Annotated in this window: 20 protein-coding genes, 1 tRNA gene, 1 other RNA gene and 1 pseudogene; 7 read left to right on the forward strand and 16 right to left on the reverse strand. The window is 64.9% G+C overall.

Annotated features, from left to right (window positions below):
• Window positions 1-11: 11 nt before the first annotated feature.
• Window positions 12-1,697 (reverse strand): energy-dependent translational throttle protein EttA, encoded by a 1,686-nt coding sequence (gene ettA / locus U5A89_RS11280; RefSeq protein WP_338161224.1) that lies wholly within the window; start codon window positions 1,695-1,697, stop codon window positions 12-14.
• Between the two features lie 99 nt (window positions 1,698-1,796).
• Between ettA and U5A89_RS11285 the strand changes: the two genes are divergently transcribed.
• From U5A89_RS11285 to U5A89_RS11295, 3 genes are all read left to right on the forward strand, one after another.
• Window positions 1,797-3,170 carry a M20/M25/M40 family metallo-hydrolase gene (locus U5A89_RS11285; protein WP_338161225.1) on the forward strand — a complete coding sequence of 458 codons (1,374 nt, stop codon included), beginning with the start codon at window positions 1,797-1,799 and terminating at the stop codon, window positions 3,168-3,170.
• A gap of 157 nt (window positions 3,171-3,327) precedes the next feature.
• Complete coding sequence (locus U5A89_RS11290) at window positions 3,328-3,540, forward strand: hypothetical protein (protein WP_338161226.1); 213 nt, start codon at window positions 3,328-3,330, stop codon at window positions 3,538-3,540.
• Between the two features lie 270 nt (window positions 3,541-3,810).
• Window positions 3,811-3,887: transfer RNA gene (locus U5A89_RS11295), tRNA-Pro, on the forward strand.
• Between the two features lie 143 nt (window positions 3,888-4,030).
• Here U5A89_RS11295 and U5A89_RS21365 read toward each other — a convergent pair.
• The 13 genes and pseudogenes from U5A89_RS21365 to U5A89_RS11355 all read right to left on the reverse strand — a co-directional run.
• Window positions 4,031-4,654 (reverse strand): annotated as a pseudogene (locus U5A89_RS21365) (prepilin peptidase); the annotation flags it as partial.
• A complete protein-coding gene (locus U5A89_RS11300; protein WP_338161227.1) occupies window positions 4,651-5,373 on the reverse strand; it encodes a type II secretion system protein N in 723 nt (240 codons plus the stop codon). The pseudogene U5A89_RS21365 and the gene U5A89_RS11300, both read right to left, overlap by 4 nt.
• Complete coding sequence (locus tag U5A89_RS11305) at window positions 5,370-5,858, reverse strand: type II secretion system protein M (RefSeq protein ID WP_338161228.1); 489 nt, start codon at window positions 5,856-5,858, stop codon at window positions 5,370-5,372. Before U5A89_RS11305 ends, U5A89_RS11300 begins: the two co-directional genes overlap by 4 nt.
• Window positions 5,855-6,973 (reverse strand): type II secretion system protein GspL, encoded by a 1,119-nt coding sequence (gspL, locus tag U5A89_RS11310; protein ID WP_338161229.1) that lies wholly within the window; start codon window positions 6,971-6,973, stop codon window positions 5,855-5,857. The genes U5A89_RS11305 and gspL overlap by 4 nt, the downstream gene beginning before the upstream one ends.
• Window positions 6,970-7,959 (reverse strand): type II secretion system minor pseudopilin GspK, encoded by a 990-nt coding sequence (gene gspK / locus U5A89_RS11315; protein WP_338161230.1) that lies wholly within the window; start codon window positions 7,957-7,959, stop codon window positions 6,970-6,972. Before gspK ends, gspL begins: the two co-directional genes overlap by 4 nt.
• Complete coding sequence (gspJ, locus tag U5A89_RS11320) at window positions 7,952-8,614, reverse strand: type II secretion system minor pseudopilin GspJ (protein WP_338163018.1); 663 nt, start codon at window positions 8,612-8,614, stop codon at window positions 7,952-7,954. The genes gspK and gspJ overlap by 8 nt, the downstream gene beginning before the upstream one ends.
• An 83-nt stretch (window positions 8,615-8,697) precedes the next feature.
• Window positions 8,698-9,093: a type II secretion system minor pseudopilin GspI gene (gene gspI, locus U5A89_RS11325; RefSeq protein WP_338163019.1), complete on the reverse strand. Its 396-nt coding sequence runs from the start codon at window positions 9,091-9,093 to the stop codon at window positions 8,698-8,700.
• A 46-nt stretch (window positions 9,094-9,139) separates the two neighbouring features.
• Window positions 9,140-9,589 carry a GspH/FimT family pseudopilin gene (locus U5A89_RS11330; RefSeq protein WP_338161231.1) on the reverse strand — a complete coding sequence of 150 codons (450 nt, stop codon included), beginning with the start codon at window positions 9,587-9,589 and terminating at the stop codon, window positions 9,140-9,142.
• Window positions 9,590-9,704: 115 nt separating this feature from the next.
• Window positions 9,705-10,169, reverse strand: a complete 465-nt coding sequence (gspG, locus tag U5A89_RS11335; RefSeq protein WP_338163020.1) for a type II secretion system major pseudopilin GspG — start codon at window positions 10,167-10,169, stop codon at window positions 9,705-9,707.
• Between the two features lie 89 nt (window positions 10,170-10,258).
• Window positions 10,259-11,476 carry a type II secretion system inner membrane protein GspF gene (gspF, locus tag U5A89_RS11340; RefSeq protein WP_338161232.1) on the reverse strand — a complete coding sequence of 406 codons (1,218 nt, stop codon included), beginning with the start codon at window positions 11,474-11,476 and terminating at the stop codon, window positions 10,259-10,261.
• Window positions 11,469-12,956: a type II secretion system ATPase GspE gene (gene gspE, locus U5A89_RS11345; RefSeq protein ID WP_445190696.1), complete on the reverse strand. Its 1,488-nt coding sequence runs from the start codon at window positions 12,954-12,956 to the stop codon at window positions 11,469-11,471. The genes gspF and gspE overlap by 8 nt, the downstream gene beginning before the upstream one ends.
• A 150-nt stretch (window positions 12,957-13,106) precedes the next feature.
• Window positions 13,107-15,314 (reverse strand): type II secretion system secretin GspD, encoded by a 2,208-nt coding sequence (gspD, locus tag U5A89_RS11350; protein ID WP_338161234.1) that lies wholly within the window; start codon window positions 15,312-15,314, stop codon window positions 13,107-13,109.
• A complete protein-coding gene (locus tag U5A89_RS11355) occupies window positions 15,311-16,171 on the reverse strand; it encodes a type II secretion system protein N (RefSeq protein ID WP_338161235.1) in 861 nt (286 codons plus the stop codon). Before U5A89_RS11355 ends, gspD begins: the two co-directional genes overlap by 4 nt.
• A gap of 172 nt (window positions 16,172-16,343) precedes the next feature.
• Here U5A89_RS11355 and U5A89_RS11360 point away from each other — a divergent pair, with 172 nt between their 5' ends.
• The 3 genes from U5A89_RS11360 to U5A89_RS11370 all read left to right on the forward strand — a co-directional run bounded on the left by U5A89_RS11360 (window position 16,344) and on the right by U5A89_RS11370 (window position 21,608).
• Window positions 16,344-17,003, forward strand: a complete 660-nt coding sequence (locus U5A89_RS11360) for a prolyl hydroxylase family protein (RefSeq protein WP_338163021.1) — start codon at window positions 16,344-16,346, stop codon at window positions 17,001-17,003.
• Window positions 17,004-17,218: 215 nt separating this feature from the next.
• The gene (locus U5A89_RS11365) at window positions 17,219-18,817 is read left to right on the forward strand and encodes a hypothetical protein (RefSeq protein ID WP_338161236.1); all 1,599 of its coding nucleotides are present in this window, start codon (window positions 17,219-17,221) and stop codon (window positions 18,815-18,817) included.
• Between the two features lie 91 nt (window positions 18,818-18,908).
• Window positions 18,909-21,608 carry a TonB-dependent receptor domain-containing protein gene (locus tag U5A89_RS11370; protein ID WP_338161237.1) on the forward strand — a complete coding sequence of 900 codons (2,700 nt, stop codon included), beginning with the start codon at window positions 18,909-18,911 and terminating at the stop codon, window positions 21,606-21,608.
• A gap of 130 nt (window positions 21,609-21,738) precedes the next feature.
• Here U5A89_RS11370 and U5A89_RS11375 read toward each other — a convergent pair whose 3' ends face one another.
• Together U5A89_RS11375 and ssrA are read right to left on the reverse strand one after the other, a co-directional pair.
• Window positions 21,739-22,125: a tetratricopeptide repeat protein gene (locus tag U5A89_RS11375; protein WP_338161238.1), complete on the reverse strand. Its 387-nt coding sequence runs from the start codon at window positions 22,123-22,125 to the stop codon at window positions 21,739-21,741.
• A 340-nt stretch (window positions 22,126-22,465) separates the two neighbouring features.
• Window positions 22,466-22,818, reverse strand: a transfer-messenger RNA (tmRNA) gene (gene ssrA, locus U5A89_RS11380).
• Between the two features lie 479 nt (window positions 22,819-23,297).
• On the opposite strand from ssrA, the gene U5A89_RS11385 reads away from it, so the two are divergent.
• Window positions 23,298-23,888 (forward strand): anthranilate synthase component II, encoded by a 591-nt coding sequence (locus U5A89_RS11385; RefSeq protein ID WP_338163022.1) that lies wholly within the window; start codon window positions 23,298-23,300, stop codon window positions 23,886-23,888.
• Window positions 23,889-23,910 lie beyond the last annotated feature (22 nt).

Genomic DNA, 23,910 nt, shown 5'->3' on the forward strand with positions numbered 1-23,910 from the left:
TCGATCGTGAATCAGCGCGTCAGCTTCTTATACGCAAGCGCAGTCGGACGATCCGCCGCATCGCCCAGACGGCGGCGCTTGTCTTCTTCATAGGCTTCGAAATTGCCCTCGAACCATTCGACATGGCTGTTGCCTTCGAACGCCAGGATGTGGGTCGCGAGGCGATCGAGGAAGAAGCGGTCATGGCTGATGACCACGGCGCAACCCGCGAAATTCTCGATCGCTTCTTCGAGCGCGCCCAGCGTTTCGACGTCCAGATCGTTGGTCGGTTCGTCGAGCAGCAGCACGTTGCCGCCCTTTTTCAGCATCTTGGCGATGTGGACGCGGTTGCGTTCACCGCCCGACAGCTTGCCGACATTCTTCTGCTGGTCCTGCCCCTTGAAGTTGAAGGCGCCGACATAGGCGCGGGTCGACATGTCGTGGCCGTTGACCTTGACGTAATCCAGGCCGTCGGACACTTCTTCCCAGACATTTTTCGACCCGTCCAGATGATCGCAACTCTGGTCCACAAAGCCCAGGCGCACGGTCGAACCGATATCGATCTCGCCCGCGTCTGGTGTTTCCTGCCCGGTGATCAGCTTGAACAAGGTGGACTTGCCCGCGCCGTTCGGTCCGATGACGCCGACGATGCCGCCCGGGGGCAACAGGAAAGATAGATCTTCGAACAGCAGCTTGTCGCCGAACGCCTTGGTGATGCCCTTGAACTCGATCACCTTGCCGCCAAGCCGCTCCGGCACCTGGATGACGATCTGCGCCTTGCCGGGCGAGCGGTTATTCTGGCCCGCGACCAGTTCCTCGAACTTCTTGATACGCGCCTTGGACTTGGTCTGGCGGCCCTTGGTGCCCTGCCGTATCCATTCCAGCTCGTCGTTGATCGCCTTCTGGCGGCCGGTCGCTTCGCGATCTTCCTGCTCCAGGCGCTTGGACTTCTTCTCCAGATAGGTGGAGTAGTTGCCTTCGTACGGGAAATATTTCCCGCGATCGAGTTCCAGGATCCAGCCCACGACATTGTCCAGGAAGTAGCGGTCATGGGTGATCATCAGCACCGAGCCGGCATATTCCTTCAGATGATTTTCCAGCCAGGTGACGCTTTCGGCATCCAGATGGTTGGTCGGTTCGTCCAGCAGCAGAATGTCCGGCTTCTGAATCAGCAGGCGGGTCAGCGCGATGCGGCGCTTTTCACCGCCCGACAGGCTTTCGACCGACCAGTCCGACGGCGGGCAGCGCAGCGCTTCCATCGCCAATTCCAGCTGGCTGTCGAGCGACCAGCCATCGACCGCGTCGATCTGTTCCTGCAGCGTCCCCATTTCTTCCATCAGCGCGTCGAAATCGACGTCTTCCGGCGGGTCGCCCATGATATTGCTGATCTCGTTGAAGCGATCCATCTTGTCGGCGATGTCGCGCGCGCCGTCCTTGACGTTTTCCAGCACGCTCTTGGCGGGATCGAGCTGCGGCTCCTGCGGCAGATAGCCGACCGTGATATTCTCACCCGGCCAGGCTTCGCCCGAAAAGTCAGTGTCGATCCCGGCCATGATCTTGATCAGGGTCGATTTACCCGCGCCGTTGGGACCAACGATACCGATCTTGGACCCGCGATAAAATTGCAGGTTGATGTCACTCAGCACCGGCTTGGCCGCGCCGGGGAAGGTCTTCGTCATGCTCTTCATGACATAGGCATATTGCGAGGAGGCGGACATGTTCGGGCAGCTCCAACGGTAGGATAAGAGGATTTGGCGCGGAGTTAGCGGAGGCGGGACGCATTGGCAAATGGGTGATGGCCCGCTACGCTCCCACCCATGCAGAAAATCCGATCGGGCACGCTCGCCGCCCTTCTCCTTGGCAGCATTTTCACCCCGACTTTCGTATTGGCCGCGCCAGCGGACAGCGCCGCGATTCGCGACGCGGCGTTGAAGGACGATGTCGCCTTCGCCTTTACCGAAGGGCTGACCACCGAAGTCGGTCCCCGCCCCGCCGGTACGCCGCAGGAAGCGCGCGCCCGCGACTGGGCGGTGGCGAAGCTGAAAGCACTGGGCTTCGCCAACGTCCGCGCCGAACCTTATACTATGCCGGTATGGGTGCGCGGGCGGGACGAAGCGCGCATAGTGTCGCCCTTCCCGCAAAATCTGGTGCTGGCGGCGCTGGGCAATAGTGGATCGACCGGCGAAAAAGGCATTGAGGGCGACGTCGTCTATTTCCCCAGCATCGCCGATCTGGAGGCCGCGCCCGCCGCCGCGCTCAAGGGCAAGATCGCCTTTGTCGATCATGGCATGAAGGCGACGCAGGACGGCTCCTCCTACGGCTATTTCGGCGCGGCGCGGCGGCAGGGGCCGAGCATCGCGTCGAAAAAAGGCGCGATCGCCATCCTGATCCGATCGATCGGCACCGATCATCATCGCGTGCCCCACACCGGCGTTCAGATGTGGGCGGACGGCGTGACGCCGATCCCGGCGGCGGCGCTGAGCGTGCCGGACGCCGAGCAACTGGCCCGCGTCATCAAGCGCGGCCAGCCGGTGAAGGTCCATCTGACGCTGACGTCGAAGATGCTGAAGGACCAGCCGTCCGGAAACGTGATCGCCGAAATCCCCGGCAGCGATCCCGCGGCGGGCGTTGTTGTGGCGGCGTGTCACCTCGACAGCTGGGACCAGGGCACCGGCGCGATCGATGACGCGACCGGCTGCGGCATTGCGGCGGCTTCCGCGCTACAGGTCGCGAAGGCAGGCCAGCCGCGCCGCACCATCCGCGTGCTGATGGCGGGCGCGGAGGAAGTCGGCGGCGACGGCGCACGCGCTTATTATAAGGCGCATGGAGCAGAGAAGCACGCGCTGGCGATCGAATCGGATTTCGGCGCGGACCGCATCTGGCGTGTCGATTTCAAACTGCCGCAGGGGCATGAGGCGCTGGCGAAGCGCGTGGCGGCTGCGCTCGCGCCACTGGGCGTGGGCGCCAGCACGCAAGAAGCGGGCGGCGGCGCGGATATTGCGCCATTGGTGAAGGCCGGTGTGCCGGTGATCGACCTGCAACAGGATGGCACCCGCTATTTCGACCTGCATCACACGCCCGACGATACATTGGACAAGGTCGATCCGGAACAGTTGCGACAAAATGTCGCGGCTTGGGCAGTGACACTGGATGCCGTTGCCAATGCAACAGAATCCATGGGCGTTAACTAGACTTTTATAGTAGACAACGCCCTGTCGCGTGATTCCATCGTTTCACCGGCGCAGAAAAGCATTGATTTGTGCATCGCACACGTTAATGCGGGTCGCTCGCGTAGGGTCACATTTGTAACGTGCCAGACGCGGCATAATGCTATGGGAGCCGTACACAATGAAGAAGATCGCTGCTGTTTTCGCTTCGGCCAGCCTGATGGCCCTCGCCGCTTGCGGTGAGAAGCCGGCTAACGAGACCGCGAACGCTTCGAACGCCGTCGTCGAAAACGTTGTCGAAAACGCCGCTAACGCTGCCGACAACGCTGCCAACGCTGCGAACGTTGCTGCTAACGCCGCCAACGTTGCGACGAACGCTTCGAACGCGATGTAATCTTCGCATTTGCGAGATTCTCGAAGGGCGGGCCTTTTGGTCCGCCCTTTTTGTTTGTGCCGACGTCCGCCGCATCGCCTGCGGAACATCCATGCCCCTTCGCCGCTTATATCCTTACGACATAAGGAGACATCGCCATGGGTAAGGGCATATTATTGTGGCTGATCGGCGTCCCGATCCCCATCATCCTGCTTTTATGGTTATTCTTTCACTGATCGGATGATCGGCGATTGACGGGACGCGCGCTTCCCCGCTAAGGCCGCCCCTCGTCGGGGAGTAGCGCAGTCTGGTAGCGCGCCTGCTTTGGGAGCAGGATGTCGCAGGTTCGAATCCTGTCTCCCCGACCACCATTTTTCAGAACAAGCTCAGGACGATGATCCACGCCGGTAAGGATGATCCACGCCGGTAAGGCGGCAAGCGCCAGGAATGTGCCGAGCGGTACACGCGCCGTGCGCCGTGTCGCCCGGCCGCTGATCAGCATCACCGCCAATCCGGTTATCGATGCGATCAGCAGGATAAAAGGCAGCGCCTGCCATCCGAACCAGGCGCCCAGCGCCCCCAGCAATTTCGCGTCGCCCAATCCCAACCCGTCCCGTCCACGAACGGCACGATAGCCAAGCGCCAGCAGGAGCAGCGCGCCATAACCGATCGCCGCGCCCAGGATGCGGTCGATCAAAATGACGTCCGTTGCCCACAGGCCGATGGTAAAGCCAAGAAAAGCCAAAGGCAGCGTCAGGGCATCCGGCAACCAGAAGTGCCGCCAGTCGAGCAGCGCCAGCGTTAGCAGCATCCAGCCCAGCAAGGCCCAGGCGATACCGCCGATATCTGGCAGGCCGCCCAGCGCCAGCGCACCGATCACCGCGCAGGCCGCCTCCACCCGGCCATGCAGCGGGTCGATCTGCGCACCGCAGCTTCGGCACCGGCCGCGCTGCACCATCGCGCTCAACAGGGGCACAAGATCACGCGCCGCCAGCGTCCGACCGCACCCGTCGCAGGCGGATCGCCCGTGCATTATGCTGCGTCCTTCGGGCCAGCGCAGGATCAGCGTCGCCAGGAAACTGCCAGCGATCGCGCCTGCCAGCGCACCGACCAACGCCGCAACCGGCTGGATCACAGCCGTCCTTCGACCTTCAGCACCTGCACGCCATCGGCCCCGGCGAAACCCGCCTGCCCCAGCGTCGCAGCTAGCGTCGGATCTGCCGTTTCCACCCGCATTTCGGCGGCATAGCGCCCCGATCGCCAGATACGCAGCGTGATTTTTTCCATGCCCGACTGGCTGACCAGCGGCAGCAACAAAGCATCGCCGTCGCACGCCACGACGCCCGACAGGCCTTGGCTGAGGTTCAGGCCGGGGAACTGCCCCGCCATCCGCGCCCGCACGCGCCCTTCGGCATGGCCGCAGCGGTCACCGGCATAATAGGCGCTGACATCCTCCAGCATCAGGCTGCCGACCGGCAGCGGCGCAAAGACCCGGCCCAGCGGCATGACGCCGGTCATATCGTCCACGCCGATGCGACCCAAACCGACCGTCAGCGCGCCGCTTATGTCGTCGGCCAGCCCCTTGGTCCGGGCGATGTCGAAACGCGCACGCCCCACCAGCAACGATAGCGGCGACAGGCCCGCCCGCACGCTGCCCAACGGCATGTCGCCCAGCATCAACTGGTCGATCCGCCCGCTCCATACCGTCCCACGCACCTCCCGCGCCGCGACGCCCAGCCGCTCCAGTCCGGCCAGCCCCAGCGCCACCCGCATCGGCAGGAACAGCAGCAGCCCAAGCAACAGCACCAGGATCAGGATGACCCGCATCCGTCGCGATAGCTTCAGGCCCATCATTGCGCCGCCCCCCGCACCAGTACGGCCTGCACCGACACGCTGCCCGCCGTCGGCGAAGGCCGCACGCTCATCGTGTCCACGCGCACGCCCTGCCCCTCCAGCACGGCAAGCCAGGAAAACAGCGCGACCGGCCGTACCGAAGCGATCGCGATATCCATCCGATCATCGCCCTGCGCCTGCGCGCGTTCCAGCGTCAGGCCCGCTTCCCCGGCGCTCTGGCCGACAAACTGGTCGATCGGCATGGCCGGGCCGGTGGCGGCGGCGGTGCGGGGCAGCGTCTTCAACTGCTTGACGGCCGATCGTATCGCGGCATTGCGGTCGGTCGCTTCGTTCAGCGCGTCGCGGGCGCTGCGCTGCGCCCGATCCAGCGGCATGGCAATGCCGAACCACAGGATCACGATTGCCAGCAGCGCGAACATCACGCCCAGCATCCATTGTTCGCGGGTCGATCGTTCCGACCAATAAGTCTGCATCCGTTCCATCATGACCGCACCGTAATGTCCGCCAGCGTCCGCCCGCCCGGATCCTGGGACGGGGTCGCCGTGATCGTGAAACCGGCCGCCTGCAACGCCAGCAGCACGATATTGATATCGTCCGCCTTGGCCGCGGCGAGTGTCGCGCGGACCATGCCGTCGGGATCGCGCGACAGGGTGGTTAGCGCCACGCCCGGTGCATCCTGCATCGCGGCGAGCAACGCAGCGACCGGCGCCGTGAACGCCCGTCCACCCGCACCCCGCGCGGCCAGCTTGCCCTCCATCTCCGCCAGCGCCTGGCTCGCGTCGGTCGCGCCGGGCAAGACTTGCTGCGCCAGCGCCAGGCTGTCCGCATCCAGTCGGCTGACTTCGCCATGCTGCTTGGCCAGGCCGATCAGCGCGATCAGCAGGCTGGCGAGCAGGAGGAGGCCGCTCCACAGCGCGATGCGGCCGATCAGGCGACCATCCACCGCGCGCCGCACCCGCTTGGCGAAATCGCCCTGCCGCATGTCGAGTGGTGGCATGTCCAGCGCGGCGATCGCGCGGCCTTCGACCACGCCCGGCGCCACATCGACGATCGGTCCATCGCCGACCAGTTCGGGCAGCATCATGTCCGCCCCGATCGCGATATCGACGCCGCGCAATACCGCCTCGCCGCCGATGACGCCGCGGACATAGCCGCTCTCAGGCTCCGGCAGCAGCAACGGCGCGGGCACGATGATATCCGGGTCCAGCCCATGATGCTGCGCCCATAGCAACCATTGCTGCATGTCGCGCCGGCTCGCCATAGCAACGATATGCGGGCGGGCGGGATCTTCGTTTATATCTGCGGCCGCAAATAATTGATCGGATGGCGCCAGTCCGCCCGCCAGCACCGCCAACCGTGCCGCCGCCCGTCCCTGCCGCACCGGCAGGTCGGGATGCGCGACCCAGTGCAGCGTCACCAGCGCGGCTGGCGGCACCAGCAGCACGCGGGCCTGATCGGGCAACGCCGCGATGCCGCACGCCGCCAGCCAGTTTGCGCCCTCGCCCGCCTGCACCAGCGCACCGTCGATGATGCGCATCCAATGCGGTTCGGCGTCCTGCGCCTCTGCCAGAAAGACGATCAGCGCGTCGCGACTGCTCATGCCCCCGCACCCCAGCTGCGCCGAACCACCATCGCCGGGCTTTGCCGCGCGTCGATCAGCGCCCGCTCCACCACCTGCGTTCCCCCGACATCCACCGACACGTCCACTCCGAAAAATCCCGTCGTCATCTTCACCTGTTCCTGCACATCCACCGCAGGCGACGACCCGTCGCGCGAGAGCAAGGCCCAGAACTCGTTCGTGCTGCCGTACCCATCTGCCGGGCGTTGCGCCAGCAGTTGCCGCGCCTGGGCGACACTCAATTGACCCGGCAGCAGCATCGCTAACAAAGGCGCCTGGCCCGGCAGCAGCGTATTGATGTTGATCGGCGACAAATCAGTGACCGGCAGCGCGCATATCCATGGTTTGACCAGATCATAGATGGCCGGGCTGATGCCGCTGACCGCGCGCAATTCGCTGGCGTCCACCATCATCCGGTTGGCGGCGCGATAAGGGCGCTCCATCTGGACATAGGTTTCGTCCTCCGCCCCGCCGGGTTGCGGCACGTTGTCGGTATCGATCCAGTCGGCCAGGCTCGCAGACGCGCCCTGCGCCTGCCGCGCGTCCACGCCCAATGCCTCCAGCAAGGCCTGGAATTGCGATACGCCGGCGGGGCGGACCTTCAAATTCGCCGCGCTCTCACCGCTGACGACGCTGTTGAGGTTGAAGCAATTGCCCGCGTCGGTCACCCGTGCGGTCGCGATGCCGCCGGGGACGGGAATGCTTTGCGGCGTGCCCATCCATCCGCCCGCCAGCGTGATCTTCGCCGGGCTGCTGGCCGTCTGGTCGCCGACGCGCAGCAACGCCATCTCGGTCGCCGCGTCGGCATAGGCGCGGGCCTGATCGACCGCGCCGCCATTGCCGGTCATCCGCGTCGCCAGCGCCACGCGCTCCAACGCAGTCGCAGCGACGACGGACATCACCGCCACCAGCAGTAATACCGTCAGCAGCGCCGCGCCCTGCTCGTTCTTCCTGCGCGGGTCAGGCACCTGCCGCCCCTTCCGTTACATCCTGCTTTTCGACAGGACCGGGGGCCACCAGGAAACGCAGCATCACGGGCGGCTCGCCCGTGCGCGTGACCGTCATCTCCACCGCGCGGGGCAGCAGGTCCGGCTGTGTGGGCGTCCAATCCTCCCGCCATGCGCCCTGCGCATCGCGAAAGCGCAGCGCGACCGCCTCGACATTGTCCAGCAGCGCCGCTGGATCGTCCCCCGCCGCGCCATCCAGCTGGGCATAGGTGCGCCGCTCCAGCCGTCCCTGCCGCACCCAATATTCGACCTTTTGCAGCGACGGGCGAGGCAGATCGCCCAGATTGTCCCAGCCTCCGCGCACGAACTGCATCACCGGCTGGCCTTCGCCATCGCTATGCGCCCAGAAGGCAGGGGCGAGCGTCCCCGCTTCGGTACGGGTAATGCGCGGCACCGCCTGCCCCAAATCGCCAGACAGCGCGCCGGCGGCCCGCTGGATCGCCGCCATATCATCCAGCCTGGCCTTGATCTGCGCCTGCGCCGATACGCTGTTGCCCAGTAACAGGACGCCCGCGCTCGCCAGCATCGCAAAGATCATCAGCGCGACGAGCAGTTCGATCAGCGTGAAGCCCTGTTGGGCGGACCCGCCGTCGGACGTGCGCCATGTTCCGTTCATTTCGAGCGAAGTCGAGAAACGCACGCACAGCGTTTGCCGCTTCTCGACTTCGCTCGAAGCGAACGGCGGTTTTGTGATAGACATCAAGCGACCACCCGGACGAAGCTCAGCACCACCGGCGATGCGCCGGGCTGCCCATCCACCGTCAGGTCCACCTGAAGCAGCCGTTTGTCGTCGGTCGGCTTGACGACACGCCGCCAGTGCCAGCGCCGCCCGCCATTATCGATCATGCCGTCTTCGTCGCCAACCGACGGCGGCGTGGGATCGGTCTGCACCTCCACCATCAGGTTGCGCGCGACGATCTGGCCCAGCGCCTTGCTGTCGAGATCGGCTGTGGTGCGCAACGTCACCCCCTGCAACCGCACCAGCGCCAGTGCCGCCAGGCTGAACACTGCCAGCGCGACCAGCATTTCGAGCAACGTGAAGCCGCGCTCATTGGCACTTGAGCGTGTTCCCGCGCAGGCGGGAACCCAGTTCAGAGCGCGGGACTGGGTTCCCGCCTGCGCGGGAACACGGAGCCGTGGCTTACCCACCGACCATGACCTTCCCCGCCATGTCGACACTCACCGACACCCGCTCGCCTTCGCGCGCCAGCGTCACGGTCAGCGGATCGGTGGGCAGGCCGGTGCCGTCGAAGGCGATCTGCTGGCGACCATCCTTCCCCACCAGCGCGCGCGTGCCGCCCTTCCAGTTGGCGGTGACGAAGGGCTTGTCTTCCAGCGGTGTCCATTGTCCGCCCTCGCGGCGCTGGAATCCATAGCCCGACGCCGACACCCACAGGCCCATCGGGCGCGCGGTTACGACCGCTTCGTCGCGCGCGGCGGCAACGCGCGCGGCGAAGCGGTCGGCATCCTCGATCACGCGCGCGCGCGGATCGGGGATCGCCATCACGACGGCAGCGGAAATGAAGCCGATGATCGTCAGCACGACCATCAGTTCGACCAGCGTGAAGCCCTGTTGGGCGGAACGCTCCAAAGACGTGAAGCCGCGTTCGCACCTCCGCGAACGCGCCCCGGCGAAGGCCGGGGCCCAGGACGCCACACGCAGCGCCCGCGGCTCAGCCCCCAGCCCCCCGCCGGGGCACATCGCCTCACAATTCGCTGGAATAGATATCCGCATTTTCATTCTCTCCGCCCGGCTGGCCATCGGCGCCCAGCGAACTGATGTCGAACGCGCCCTTGCGGCCCGGCACGGTATAGACATAGGCGCGGCCCCACGGATCCTGCGGCAGCTTCTTGATATAGCCGCCGCGACGATAGCGCTGCGGCTGCGCCAGCGATGCTGGCGGACTGAGCAGCGCCTGCAACCCGTCCGACCCGGCCGGATAGGTCAGGTTGTCGAGCCGATATTGCTCCAGCGCCTGTTCGATCGTGGAGATATCCGCTTTCGCCTTTTCGATCCGCGCCGTGTCGGTCGCGGGAATGACGTTGATCGCCACGATCGTCGCGAGTAGGCCGATGATGACGATCACGACCATCAGTTCGACCAGGGTGAAGCCGTGTTCGGCGGAACGCCTCACCCCATATTTGTCATCCCCGCGAAAGCGGGGATCCATCTCCGGCGTGGTGATCTCGGAGAGGGCGAGAGATGGATTCCCGCCTTCGCGGGAAAGACGAAGGGTAAGGGTCTTATGCATATTCACTCCTAAGCCCCGGTCAGGCTTTGCAGCTGCAGGATCGGCAGCAGGATGGACAGGATGATGACGGCGACGATACCGCCCATCAGTATGATGATCACCGGCTCCAGCATGGCGAGCGCGGTGGAGGTAAAGCTATCGAACTCGCGCTCCAGATAATCGGCGGCGCGCTCCAGCATCGTGTCGAGCCGCCCCGCGCTTTCGCCGCTCGCCGCCAGATAGACCAGCAGCGGCGGAAACACGCCCGCCCGGCGCAGCGCCGCCGACAGGCTGCCCCCGCCCCGGATCGCTTCGACGATCTCGTCCGACGCCTTGCGCAGCACCCGGTTGTGCACGGTATTGGCGGTCAGCGTCAGCCCTTCCATCAACGGCAGGCGGCTCGCCACCATGGTCGACAGGGTGCGCGCCATCCTGGCGGCGTGCAGGTCGCGGATCAGCCGCCCCAGCAGCGGCAATCCCAGCAAGGTCGCGTCGAACCGATAGCGGAACCGTTCATTCTGCAACGCGCGCCAGAAACCGAAACCACTCAGCGCAATCAGGATCAGCAGCAGCCACCAATAGGCCGCCAGGAAAGCCGACACGGCCATCACCATCCGGGTCAGCAGCGGCAATTGCTGCCCGACCGTATCGAACTGCTCCACCACTTTGGGCACGACGAAGATCATCAGCGCCGCCACCACGAACACGGCAAAGGTCGCCAGCACCGACGGGTAGGCGATCGCGGTCAGCACTTTCGACCGCATCACCGCCTGCCGTTCCATCAGGTCGGACAGGCGTTCCATGATGGCGGGCAGGCTGCCGGAGCTTTCACCGGCTGAGATCATCGCGCGATAGAGCGGCGGAAAACTCTTGGGTTCCGCGCCCAGTGCATCGGCCAGCCGCCGCCCTTCCATCACGCCGCCATGCACCTTGCCCACGATCGCGCGGACATGGTCCTGCTCGCTCTGCCGCCCGATGGTGCGCAGCAATTCTTCTAGCGGACTGACCTGCGTGAGCGTCGCCAACTGGCGGGTAAAAAGCGTCAATTCCTTGGCCGACAGGCGCGGCGTGCGCAGCGCCATGCCCGCCCGCTTGCGCGCCGTTTCGACCGCGCCCGGCTCGATCCGAACGATGAACAGCTTGCGCGCGTCCAGCTTGGCGCGCGCATCCTCGATCGTCCCGGCCTTGATGCTGCCATGGCGTTCTCGCCCGGCCGCATCGATCGCGCTATAATCGAAGTCAGCCATCGGCGATGGTTTCCGCCTCGACCGAATCGCGGCGCGACACGCGGATCGCCTCTTCCGCCGTCGTCTGCCCATCGCGAACCAGCGCACGCGCCGCCGACCCCAGATTGGGGGCGTTCAGGAAAGCATGACGGGCGATCAGCGATTCATCGCCGCCGTCATTGATCAGGCGGCGGATCGTATCATCCACCCGGATCGCTTCGAACACGCCGATCCGGCCCTTATAGCCGCTGCCGCTACACTCGTCGCATCCGCGCGCGCGATAGATGATCGTGCCGGGATCGAAGCCCAGCAGCGCGCTGGCCGACTTGTCCGCCTGCACTGGTTCGCGGCAGCTTTGGCATAGCCGCCGCACCAGCCGCTGGGCGATGACGGCGCGCAGCGTGGAGGCAAGCAGGAAGGGTTCGACCCGCATGTCGCGCATCCGGGTGATCGCGCCGACCGCGTCGTTGGTATGCACGGTCGACAGCACCAGATGCCCCGTCAGCGACGCCTGCACCGCGATCTCGGCGGTTTCGCGATCGCGGATTTCACCCACCATCACCACATCGGGGTCCTGCCGCAAAATCGCGCGCAGGCCCGCCGCGAAGGTCAGCCCGACCTTGGCATTGACCTGCGTCTGGCCCACGCCCTCCATCGCATATTCGACCGGGTCTTCGACCGTCAGGATATTGCGGCTGCCGTCGTTTAACTGGCGCAGGCCTGCATAGAGCGTCGTCGTCTTGCCCGATCCGGTCGGCCCGGTGACCAGGATGATGCCATTGGGCTCGCTTAAGCCCTCCCGGAAAATCCGGTCCGGCACCCCGTTCATGCCCAGCAGGTCGAGCGTGATGCCCGCATTTTCCTTGTCGAGGATACGCAGCACGACCCGCTCGCCCGCCCGGCTTGGCAAAGTAGAAACGCGCACGTCGAGCAGCTTGCCGCCCAGCGTCAGGCCGATACGCCCGTCCTGCGGCACGCGCCGTTCGGCGATGTCGAGGCGGGCCATCACCTTGATGCGGCTGACGACGACCGGTGCGACATGCGGCGGCATCCGCAGCGTTTCGCGCAGCACGCCGTCCACGCGCATCCGCACGATGAGGCCGGTTTCATAGGGTTCGATATGGATGTCAGACACGCCCTGCCGCGCGGCTTCGGCGATGATGCCGTTGATCAGGCGGATGGCGGGCGCATCGTCCGCGCTGTCGAGCAGGTCGTCGGCGGTCGGGATGTCAGCCGCCAATATGTCCAGCTCGTCCGCGCCCACGTCCAGCGATCCAGCCATCGCCGCCGCGCTGCCCTCCATCGCATAATGGTTGGACAGGTGCCGGTCGAACTCGGACGGCGCGACGAAGAGGACGTCGAAGCTGCGCGCCAGATGCCGTCGCACCTCCAGCAATATGCGCGGATCGCTGCCCTCGCGCACGGCGATGGTCAGGCGCTCGCCCTCGATCGGCAGCATGACGACGCCATGCTTGCGCGCGAAGACATAGGGGATGTCGATCGGGCGGGGGGAATTGGCGGCACCCCATCCGCAATGACATCACTCACGCCCACCCCCGTTCGCCCTGAGCTTGTCGAAGGGCATTTCTTTCTTGCAAAACAGGAAGGGGCGTCGACAGGCTCAGCCCGAACGGACGGGGAGAGAGCAGCATCATTGCCGCCCTCCGCTCGCCGGTATCTCGACCGGCCGCACCACGCCGCTCGACTGGCGGACAGTGGGTTCGATGATCTCCACCGGCGCGCCAGCAACCGGCGCCACGACCGCGTCGCTCGGCTGGGGCGGCAAGGGCGGCGTCGCGCCCATATAGTCGCGCACCAGTTCGTCGATCGTCGGCTCGCTATCGGGATCGCGCCGCAACTGCATCCCCCGGACATAGCCATAGCGCTGCTGCGTCAACCGCTGCGCATCTTCCTTCGACCGCAGGATCGTCGGGCGGATGAAGACCATCAGGTTCGTCTTGCTGCGGCTCTTGCTGCGCGATTTGAACAATTCACCCAGCCCCGGAATGTCGGACAGCAGCGGGATACGCTCGATCGTCTTGCGCTCATTGTCGTCGAGCAGGCCGCCCAGCGCTAATATCTCGCCATCGTCCACGGTGACCGTCGTCTCGATCTCACGCTTGTTGATGATGAGGTCGCTGCTGCTATTGCTGACCGGCCCCGCCACGCTCGACACTTCCTGACGCAGGAACAGCTTGATCGCCCCGCCGGTATTGATCTGCGGCTTCACCTCCAGCTTGATGCCGACATCCTGCCGCTGGACGGTGCGGAACTGATTGTCGAAATTCTGGCTCAGCGCCTCACCCGTGGTCACCGGCACCTGCTGCCCGACCAGGATCGACGCCTTCTGATTGTCCAGTGTCATCACCGACGGCGTGGAGAGCAGATTGCTTTCCGTATCGGACTTCACTGCGTTGATGATCGCCCCGAAAATGCCGTTCTTGCCGATGCTGCCGCCCAGGCCCGCGATCGCGCCGGTGGCGCTTTGCAGGCTGCTGATCGCCGCTTCCTGCAAGCTGCTGGCAAGGTCGCCGCTATTCTGCACCTCCGTCGTGGTCCGCGTGCCATCGGGCGCCACCACGGTCGTCGTCGTCGTGCCCAGCTTCGTCGCGCCATAGGCGCCCGCCAGCGTCAGGAGGTTGGGCGACGCATTGCTGTAATTGCTCGCGGCAAAGCCGGTCGATGTGCTGCCCAGCAGGAACTGGACGCCCAGTTTCTTGGCGGCGGAATCGCTTATTTCGACGATGATCGCTTCCACCAGCACCTGTTCGCGCCGCGTGTCGATCTGGCGGATAGTTTCGCCCAGCATGCGCTGCACATCGCTGTTGGCCGCTACGATGATCGCGTTCGCGCCTTCATAGCGGGTGACGATGGCCGGGCCGCGGGTGGAAATGCCGCCGCCGCTGGAGGAGGAAGAGGCGGATACCGCCGCAACCGGGGCCGCCGCCTGCGAAGCGGGGGCCGCGCTGCCCGCTGCGGGCGTGGAGGCCGTCACCGGCTGGCTGGTCGACTGGCCTACCAGTTGCTGCAATACCGGCAGCAGCTTTTCCGCGTCCGCATGTTCCAGCCAGTAAACACGAATTTCCGTGCCGCTCGCCGCTTGCTGGTCCAGTTGGCGCGCCATCGCCGCCAGCCGTGCGACGGTGGTCGCGTCGCCCCGGATCGCCACGGCGTTGCTGCTGTCGATCGGCACCACGGTCGCGGCCGACGGCGCGGCATTCTCCCCGCCGCCGCTGCTCGCCACCAGCGCCTGGAGCGAGGTCGCGATTTCGCGCGCACCCGCATTTTTCAGCATCACCATCTGCGTGGCGGACGTGTCGCGATCGACCCGGGCGATGACCTGGCGGATACGCGAGATATTGTCGGCATAATCGGCCACGACCACGCTGTTGCCCGCGCGGTTGGCGGTGACGGAGCCTTCCTTGCTCACCAGCGGGCGCAGCGTTTCCAGCGCGCTCGCCGCGTCGATCGAACGCAGGCGGAACACCTCCGTCACGAAGCTGTTGCGATTGGCCGCGCTACCCACGCTGCTGGGCTGGCCCGACGCGCCGTCGGCGGGCTGGATGCGATAGGCGCCGCCCGGCGCAGGCACCGCGACCAGTCCGTTGGCGCGCAGCGTGGACAGCACGATCTCGAAATATTCGGACCGGGACAGCGGCCGGTCGGTCACGACCGACACTTTCCCCTGCACCTTGTTGTCGATGATGAAGGTGCGCCCGGTCACTCGCGCGGCGTCCTGGATGAAAGCGCGGATATCGGCGTCGCGCACGTTCAGCGTCTGCTGCGCCATCAGCGGCGCGGCGATCGGCGTCGCCAAAGCGAGTGCGGTGGCGGCGGAAAGGAGGAGTTTGCGGGTCATTGGCCTTGCACTATGATGTTGACCGATGCGACGGCGGCGCCGCGCTCGACGGTCAGGGACAGGCGCGCACCGGGCGCGATCTGGTTCTGGAGGGTCTGGAGGTCGCTGGCCGATCCGATCGGCTGGCCGTTCACCTGGCTGATGATGTCGCCGGGTTTGAAGCCGACGCTCGCGAAACTCGGCCCCTTGGACAGGACGGCGACGCCGGTGATCCGGCCATTCTGCGTCCGGGGCGCAAAGCCGATATCGCGTTTCAGGCCATCGACGGTCGGGCCTGCGCCCGGCGCGGCGGGCGGCGGCGGCGCGGCGCTCTGCCAACCTGCGCCATCACCCGACGGCGGGGGCGCGGCGTCCGGCGCGGGGGCCGACTGGTCGATGAAAATCTGTTCTTCCGCCCCGCCCCGGTCGATCGTCACATGGTCGAACGCCACGGCTTTCAGCACGACGCCGGGCATCACCTCGTCGCCGACGGCAAAGCTGTTCTGCACGCCATCGGGCGCCGCGATGATCGCGGACCCCAGCCCCGACCCCTCGTTCAGCCTGATCCCATACAGCGTCAGCGCCAGCGAGGTGACGACACCGCCGCTCGCCTGCTGCGGCGCGCCGGTGCGGAAAAAGGGATCGAAACTGGCGAAGAGCGCCTGTCGGGCGCTGGCGGACAGAAGCTGCGCCTGCCGCCCTTCCCAGGGGCCAAAGCTGCCCACCGGCGCGACCACGGCCCAGACCAGCCGCACCAGTTGCAGCGCCAACAGCACCAGCAACACCCGCTCCAGCAGCGCCGCCCAATCGATCGTCGGCACAGCCGATGACCGGCCGCGTCCGAAACCGCGCATTCTATCCCCGAACGGCACACGCATGATGTTGGCCAGACCCCCAATCGCTCTGGCTGCCTGCTAGGACCGGCATCTTACTACTGCATGACAGTGATATGACTATAATATGACACAAGCGCCGCATCTTGCATTTGCGGGATGGGACTATAGCTACGACGCCGTCTATCCCCTATCCTTGCTGCCCAAGAGACTATCCATGCCGGATCTGCCCCCCGACATCGCCGTGCCTGCGGCATCAGACGCCGACCCCGCCTGGATCGCCGCGCATCCCCGCATCCAGCGCGTACCGAGCACGCAATTGGCCCTGTTCATCCAGCGCGCTTTCCTCACCCCCGACGAATGCGCGCAACTGATCGAGCGGACCGATGCCAGGCGCCGCCCCTCGACCATCGCCGACGCCAATGGCGACGGCTATTTCCGCACCAGCGAAACCTGCGACCTCGACCATGGCGATCCCTTCGTCGCGGCGGTCAATGCGCGGCTCGACGCCTTCGCGGGCATCGCGACGCCGCATGGCGAACCAATCCAGGGGCAACGCTATGATGTGGGGCAGGAGTTCAAGGCGCACACCGACTATTTCGACCCAAAGGGCGCGGACTATGCCCGCTATTGCTCGGTCGCGGGCAACCGCACATGGACGCTGATGGTCTATCTCAACGAACCCACAGCAGGCGGCGCCACCCGTTTCACGAAGATCGGCAAGACGGTGCAGCCCGAAACCGGCAAGCTGCTCGCCTGGAACAACCGCCTTGCGCCGGGCCAGCCCAATCCCGCCAGCCTGCATCATGGTATGAAAGTGCGCGCGGGGGTGAAGCATGTCATCACCAAATGGTATCGGGAACGCCCCCGGGGCTAATCGTCACGCCGCTCCGCAACCATAAGACCTGGCAGAATTGTCACAGTCTTTAATCTGTCATGTAACCGACCCGCCATTGTCATAGAAGCAGCATCAGCCTGTCATCTGCCGCGCCTACTTGCCCGATCCGAGGGCGACAGGGGGCGTTGTCCGATTCGAAATTCCCCTGCGCTCCGCACTTCAACAATCCCGGCACAGGCCGGAGCGGAGACGACATGGCCAAGATTAACCGTATCCACACGATCCTGATGGCGAGCTGCGCCTGCATCGGCCTCAGCGCCTGCGGCGCGGACGACATTGCGTCGCCGGGCGAAGGCACGATCGTCATTCCCGCGCCGACCCCGACGCCCACGCCAACCCCCACGCCCACCCCGACGCCGACCCCCACGGCTGTGACGCCGGCGGCCGATTGCCCCAGCATCGCTGGCCCGAACCAGCTGAACAACCTGGGCACCATCACGGACGGCACCAACACCTGGCGCAATTGCGGCTTCCCGTCACGCTTCACCGCCTCGACCGCGATCGCCAAGACCACCGGCGTGATCTACTCGCTGCCCGGCCGCGTCGATGTCGGCACCGATCAGGGCGCTGCCAGCACCAACACCGACGTCACGCTCAACATCGATCCCGGCGTCGTTGTCTTCGCCAGCACCGGCAACGCTTATCTGGCGGTCAACCGCGGTAACAAGATCAACGCCGTCGGCACCGCCGCCGCGCCGATCATCTTCACCAGCCGTGAAAACGTCACCGGAACCGCGAACGATCAATCGTCGGGCCAGTGGGGCGGCATCGTGCTGCTCGGCCGTGCGAAGATCACCGACTGCCAGGCGCCCGCCGCTGCCCCCGGCACCACCGCGTGTGAACGTGACACCGAAGGCACCAGCAACGCCCTGTACGGCGGTGCGACCGACACCGACAGCTCGGGCCGCCTCAGCTATGTCCAGATCCGCTATTCGGGCTTCGTACTGGCCGACGGCAAGGAACTGCAGGGTCTGACCCCCTCGGGCGTCGGCACCGGCACGGTGATGGATCATATCCAGGTCCACAACAGCTCGGACGACGGCATCGAAATCTTCGGTGGCGCGGCGAACCTCAAATATCTGGTCCTGACCGGCAACGAAGACGATAATCTGGACACCGACGTCGGCTTCCGCGGCACCGCCCAGTTCATCATCTCGGCGCAGCGCGAAGGCAATAATATCGGCGACACCTTCCTCGAAACCGACTCCAACGGTTCCGCGACGAACAGCAACGCCAGCGAAGACGCCCTGCCCCGCCAATATCTGAAGGTCGCCAACTTCACGCATATCCAGCGTTCGAACACCGGCGACGACGGCGCATCGATGCTGCTGCGCGGCGGCGCCGACCTGGCGCTGGTCAACGGCATCATCATCAGCCCCAATCAGAGCTGCCTGCGCATCAACGGCGCTGCTGCCGTTCGCGATGCGGACACCGCGCTGCAGGACGCTGGCAAGCCGCGCTACATCTCGGTGGTGATGCAGTGCAACAGCACGCCCTATAAGGGCACCGGCACCGGCGTCGACGCCGCTCTGGTCCAGTCGATCTTCGAAGCCGGCCCGAACAGCACGATCAGCTACACCCCGTCGCTGACCAACCTGTTCATCAACGGTGCGACCGAAACCGCGCGCACCGCCGTCGATCCCAAGACCATCGACGCCGCCTTCACCACCACCAACTATATCGGTGCGGTCAAGGACAGCAGCGACACCTGGTATGCCGGTTGGACCTGCAACTCGGTGACCGCCAGCTTCGGCAGCACCAGCAAGAATTGCACGGCGATCCCGACGACCTGATCGGACCCACGACCTCAACAGGGGCGGGGCAGCGTGACGCAGCGCTTCCCCGCCCTCTTTGCACCGAATTTTCCCAAGGGGGATATATAGCATGTCGAAGCCGCTCAGCCTGGCGCGCCTGCTCCTGATTTCCACCGCGCTGGCCGCCCCGATGGCGATGGCGCAGACCGATGCCAGCCAAGCGGGCGGGGCGTCCACCGGCGATGCCGGCATGTCGAGCACGCCCAGCGCCGCCGACGAAGCCGCGGCCCAGTCCGGCAATGTCGACGTATCCGTGCCCGGCTCCGACATCGTCGTCACCGGCCGCCGCACCAGCAATATCTCGCAATCCGCGCCGCAGGTCGTCAACGTCCTGTCCGCCGCCGACATCAAGCGGACGGGCGAAGGCGACATCGCCGGTTCGCTCCAGCGCGTCACCGGCCTGTCGGTCGTGTCGGGCGGCTTCGTCTATGTCCGTGGCCTGGGCGATCGCTATTCGCTCGCGCTGCTCAACGGTTCGCCGCTGCCCAGCCCTGAGCCGCTCAAGCGCGTCGTGCCGCTCGATCTCTTCCCCACCAGCGTGATCGCATCGACCCTGGTGCAAAAGAGCTTCTCGGCCAACTTCCCCGGTGAATTTGGCGGCGGCGTCATCAACCTGACGACCAAGGCGATCCCGACCGAAAGCTATTTCGAAATCGGCGTCGGCAGCTCGGCCAACACCGAAACCTCGGGCCAGCTGGGCTATACCTATTATGGCGCCAAGTCCGACTGGACCGGCTTCGACGACAGCTCGCGCGACGTGCCGCCGCTGCTCAAGGACGCCTTCGGTTCGGGCGTGCCCTTCGCCAACATCCCCCGCGACGACCAGCAGGCGATCGCGATGCAGTTCCTCAACAGCAAGACCTCGGTCGTGCAGCGGACGAACAGCCTGCCCTTCAATTTCTCGGGCACGCTCAACGCGGGCACCGCGATCGACATGGGCGACGCGCGTCTGGGCGTGATCGCCACGGCGGGCTACAGCAACAAATGGCGCACCCGCGACAACCTGCAACAGGCGTCGCTGACCGTGTCGGAAGGCGCAGGCAAAAGCTACAATCAGGTCGTCACCGACAATCAGGTAACGGTCAACGGCCTGCTGGGCTTGGGTCTGGAATGGGGCGACCAGAAGGTCCGCTGGACCAACCTCTATATCCGCGACACATTGAAGCGCGCCTCGCTGGCGGTCGGTCAGAATGACGGCCAGATCCAGGGCGCCGACTATCTGACGCAACAGACCGCCTGGTATGAGCGGCAGTTGATCGACACCCAGTTCGCCGGTGAATTCAAGTTCAGCGACGCGATCAGCCTCGACCTGCGCGGCTCCTACGCCAATTCGCAGCGCGAAGCCCCCTATGAGCGTGAATTCGTCTATGTTCGGTCCAACCGCGACCTGGCGACCGATCCGGTGGGCGATCGCTTCATCAATGCGCTGAACCGCCAGCGCGGCGACGCATCGGTGACGTTCAGCGACCTGGAGGAAAATCTCTGGTCCGGCGGCGCCGACTTGAGCTTCAAGATCGCGCCGAAATTCGTCGTAACGGGCGGCTATGCCTATACCGATACGAAGCGGACATCGTCGCGCTACGAACTGCATTTCGACGCCGTCAACCTGCCGATCCCGGTGCAACAGCTGCGCCCCGACTATCTGCTGTCGGATGCGACGATCCAGCTCTATGATCTGGGCCTGCTCGACTTCTCCGGCAACTACCCGGTCTATGACGCCGCCATGCGCGTCCATGCCGGCTATGGTCAGGTGAAGGCCGAACTCTTCCCGGGCTTCAGCATCGACGCCGGTGTGCGTTACGAAAGCGGTCGCCAGTCGGTGACCGGCGTGGACGTCTATTCGACCGGCGTGACGCCGTTCAACCAGATCAAGAATAATTACTGGTTGCCCGCGCTGACGCTGACCTTTGATGCCGGTGGCGGCCTGCAGTTCCGCGCGTCGGGGTCCAAGACCCTGGCCCGCCCGCAGTTCCGCGAACTGATCGCCCAGCCGTTCATCGACACCGACTCCAACCGCTTCTATCGCGGCAACCCCTTTCTGCAGGACAGCACGTTGTGGAACGCGGAATTGCGGGCGGAATGGTATATGGGTCGTGACGAGCGGCTGACGCTGTCGGGCTTCTACAAGAAGATCAAGAACCCGATCGAAACCTATACGACGATCACGGACACCTATGCGGTGACGACCAGCTTCGCCAACGCACCGGAAGCCACGCTGTACGGCGCCGAAGTCGAAGCGCAGAAATATATTCCGCTCGACCGCTTCGACTCGCCCTTCTTCCAGAGCCGCCGCGTCGCGCTGATCGCCAACTACACCTATACCCAGTCGAAACTGAAGGTCAGCGATGGTGACACCACCATCCCTTATACCTACACCACCGGCGACCTGCCCGCCGCATCCGACTATTTCGTGGACGGCGCGCCGCTCACTGGCCAGTCGGACCATCTGGTCAACCTGCAACTGGGCCTGGAAGACACCGAAAAGCTGTCGCAACAGACGCTGCTGCTGACCTATGCCAGCGACCGCGTCACCAGCCGTGGTCCCAACCTGCAGCCCGACATCAAGGAACGGCCGGGCATCCAGCTCGACTTCGTCGCGCGGCAGGGCGTCAAGCTGCCCGGCGGCATCAACAGCGAGGTCAAGTTCGAAGCCCGCAATATCCTGGGCCGCAAGTTCCAGGAATTCCAGGAACAGGACGGCAATCGCGTCTATTATAACCGCTACAAGATCGGCACGACGATCGCGGCCTCGCTCACCGTGGCCTTCTGATCCGTCGCGATCCAACATGACAAGGGCCGGCCGGGGCAACCCGACCGGCCTTTTCTTTTAGCACCACAACGCAAAAGGGGCGCCATCCTTAAGGACGACGCCCCCTGCTCCCTGCACCTTGACCGTGCAATCAGCGCATCGCGTAGCTCGGGTTCAGGCGGCTGAGCGCCCGCACTGCGACCGTGCGCGAGGATTCTTCCGTGCCGTTGGCCAGGACCAATGTCGTCTCCGGCGCAAAGCGGGCGGATCGATAGGCTTCCCGCGCCTGCGCCATGCGGCCGACGCCTGCATAGGCATTGCCAAGGTTGATAAGACGGGCGGGATCATTCTCGCCATAGACCGGCATCGGCTCCAACTTGCGCAGCGCCGCTTCATAGCGTCCGGTCGCCAGAGCGCTTGCCGCCAGCCGACCTTCGGGACCGGCTACGACTACCAGATCCTGTCCTTCGGCCGCCTGGGCCATGCCCGGCGCCACCGCCGCCAGAGCCAGACCAATGATCAGAACGGCCTTCTTCATCTCTCAATCCTCCAGGAAAAAACTTCTTACTATAGCCAGAAGTATTTCATTTAGATGACAGGAGAGCAAGGGCGCAGGGACAGCGCAAAAATGATTTTCTTATCAGCAAAATCAAACACTTATGATTTTTACGCGAGACTGTCATAAAAGCGTAATCGAAAATGGTCGCGATTAACAAGCGATTCGAATCGCTTCGGCAGTGCCATCGCACGCGCCGCGCGCACGGCGACAACATCCCCGCACCGGATCGCCCGCCGATCGACAGGCCCGATGTCCAAAAAGTCGCATGATAAAGGGAAAGGTCCGGGAGGTTCTGTTGCCCGGCCCTCCCGGAGGCCGCTGAATTCCCTTCTGTTGCCCGGTGGGTTCAACCGCGCTATTTTAGAGTGAGGTCAGGCCGTTAGGCCCTCATTCACGCTGCAATGGCGAGTGCTTCGTTATCGTTGGCACTTGTGAGTTTTGCACAGTTTAACGGCTTACACGGGCCGGGTAAAAATATCGCCTTTGAACACACGTCGATCCTAGTTCGGCCCCGTCAGGAAACCCAAAGGCTCAAAGCCATCGGGCCTTCTGGTGGAACCGCCGGGTACTGCCCCCGGGTCCGCTGCGTCTATTATACGACACACTTTATCACCATAGCCGGGCGAACCCGGCCCCACCCATATGCCCCCCCGCTTCGGCTTTTTCAAGCCATGCCCTTGCAGGATCGCAACGCACCGGTACAGCGGGACAGAATTGGCGATGCAGCGCGTGAAAGAGGGCCGATGTTCCAGGTAGACTATGATCGCCACGCCAATTGCCTGACCATCGATGTCGCAGGCTTCTGGAAACCGGAGGACGTCGTGGACCTCGCTCGCGAGGTCGGCGCGAAGGCGCGGCAGGCGCAGGCGATCCGCGACGATTTCAACGTCATCGTCACATCCTTCGACTTTCCGGTGCAGGCAAACGACGTCGCCGACCTGCTCGCCAACATCATGCGCGGCGGCATGACGCTGACCAGCGGCAGGTCCGCTGTGGTCGTCGGCAGCCAGTTGAACCGGGCGCAGGCCGAACGCACGCTGGTCCATCCCCGCCTGCGCGTATTCCTGACGCTGGAGGAAGCGCAGCGCTGGTTGCAGGAACCCGCACCCTCCCCACTTCCCCCATGCCGATCCCGCGCTAAAGCCATCGCCATGATCCTCGTTATCGACAATTATGACAGCTTCACCTGGAACCTGGTCCATTATCTGATGGAATTGGGCGCGCGGGTCGAAGTCGTCCGCAACGACGCCATTTCGGCGGGCCAGGCGCTGTCCACGGGCGCAAAGGCGTTCCTGCTCTCGCCCGGGCCCTGCACCCCCAATGAAGCGGGCGTCAGCCTGGACCTCGTCGCCGCCTGCGCCGACGCGGGCGCGCCTCTGCTCGGCGTGTGCCTGGGCCATCAGGCGATCGGTCAGCATTTCGGGGGCAAGGTGGTGCGCGGCGGGCTTATGCACGGCAAGACCTCGCCGGTCAGCCATGACGGCACCGGCCTGTTCGAAGGCCTGCCCTCCCCCTTCACCGCGACCCGCTATCACTCGCTGATCGTGGAGGATATTCCCGACACGCTGATGGTGAATGCGACCAGCGAGGACGGCTCCGTCATGGGCTTCCGCCATGCCACGCTGCCGATCCATTCGGTGCAGTTCCACCCGGAAAGCATCGCCACCGAATATGGGCATGACATGCTGGCGAATTTCCTGCGCATCGCAGGCATCCCGGTACAGGAACGCGAAGCGGCCTGACCCCTGTCCTATTGGACTACTC

Origin of the sequence: Sphingobium sp. HWE2-09, from assembly GCF_035989265.1 — a bacterium.
GTDB lineage: Bacteria > Pseudomonadota > Alphaproteobacteria > Sphingomonadales > Sphingomonadaceae > Sphingobium.

What these genes read in the sequence shown, in the direction of transcription:
- ettA (WP_338161224.1), bottom strand. Translation starts at nt 1,697, where the DNA reads ATGTCCGCCTCCTCGCAATATGCCTATGTCATGAAGAGCATGACGAAG.
- U5A89_RS11285 (WP_338161225.1), top strand. Translation starts at nt 1,797, where the DNA reads ATGCAGAAAATCCGATCGGGCACGCTCGCCGCCCTTCTCCTTGGCAGC.
- U5A89_RS11290 (WP_338161226.1), top strand. Translation starts at nt 3,328, where the DNA reads ATGAAGAAGATCGCTGCTGTTTTCGCTTCGGCCAGCCTGATGGCCCTC.
- U5A89_RS11300 (WP_338161227.1), bottom strand. Translation starts at nt 5,373, where the DNA reads ATGATGGGCCTGAAGCTATCGCGACGGATGCGGGTCATCCTGATCCTG.
- U5A89_RS11305 (WP_338161228.1), bottom strand. Translation starts at nt 5,858, where the DNA reads ATGATGGAACGGATGCAGACTTATTGGTCGGAACGATCGACCCGCGAA.
- gspL (WP_338161229.1), bottom strand. Translation starts at nt 6,973, where the DNA reads ATGAGCAGTCGCGACGCGCTGATCGTCTTTCTGGCAGAGGCGCAGGAC.
- gspJ (WP_338163018.1), bottom strand. Translation starts at nt 8,614, where the DNA reads ATGAACGGAACATGGCGCACGTCCGACGGCGGGTCCGCCCAACAGGGC.
- gspG (WP_338163020.1), bottom strand. Translation starts at nt 10,169, where the DNA reads ATGGATCCCCGCTTTCGCGGGGATGACAAATATGGGGTGAGGCGTTCC.
- gspF (WP_338161232.1), bottom strand. Translation starts at nt 11,476, where the DNA reads ATGGCTGACTTCGATTATAGCGCGATCGATGCGGCCGGGCGAGAACGC.
- gspD (WP_338161234.1), bottom strand. Translation starts at nt 15,314, where the DNA reads ATGACCCGCAAACTCCTCCTTTCCGCCGCCACCGCACTCGCTTTGGCG.
- U5A89_RS11355 (WP_338161235.1), bottom strand. Translation starts at nt 16,171, where the DNA reads ATGCGTGTGCCGTTCGGGGATAGAATGCGCGGTTTCGGACGCGGCCGG.
- U5A89_RS11360 (WP_338163021.1), top strand. Translation starts at nt 16,344, where the DNA reads ATGCCGGATCTGCCCCCCGACATCGCCGTGCCTGCGGCATCAGACGCC.
- U5A89_RS11365 (WP_338161236.1), top strand. Translation starts at nt 17,219, where the DNA reads ATGGCCAAGATTAACCGTATCCACACGATCCTGATGGCGAGCTGCGCC.
- U5A89_RS11370 (WP_338161237.1), top strand. Translation starts at nt 18,909, where the DNA reads ATGTCGAAGCCGCTCAGCCTGGCGCGCCTGCTCCTGATTTCCACCGCG.
- U5A89_RS11375 (WP_338161238.1), bottom strand. Translation starts at nt 22,125, where the DNA reads ATGAAGAAGGCCGTTCTGATCATTGGTCTGGCTCTGGCGGCGGTGGCG.
- U5A89_RS11385 (WP_338163022.1), top strand. Translation starts at nt 23,298, where the DNA reads ATGATCCTCGTTATCGACAATTATGACAGCTTCACCTGGAACCTGGTC.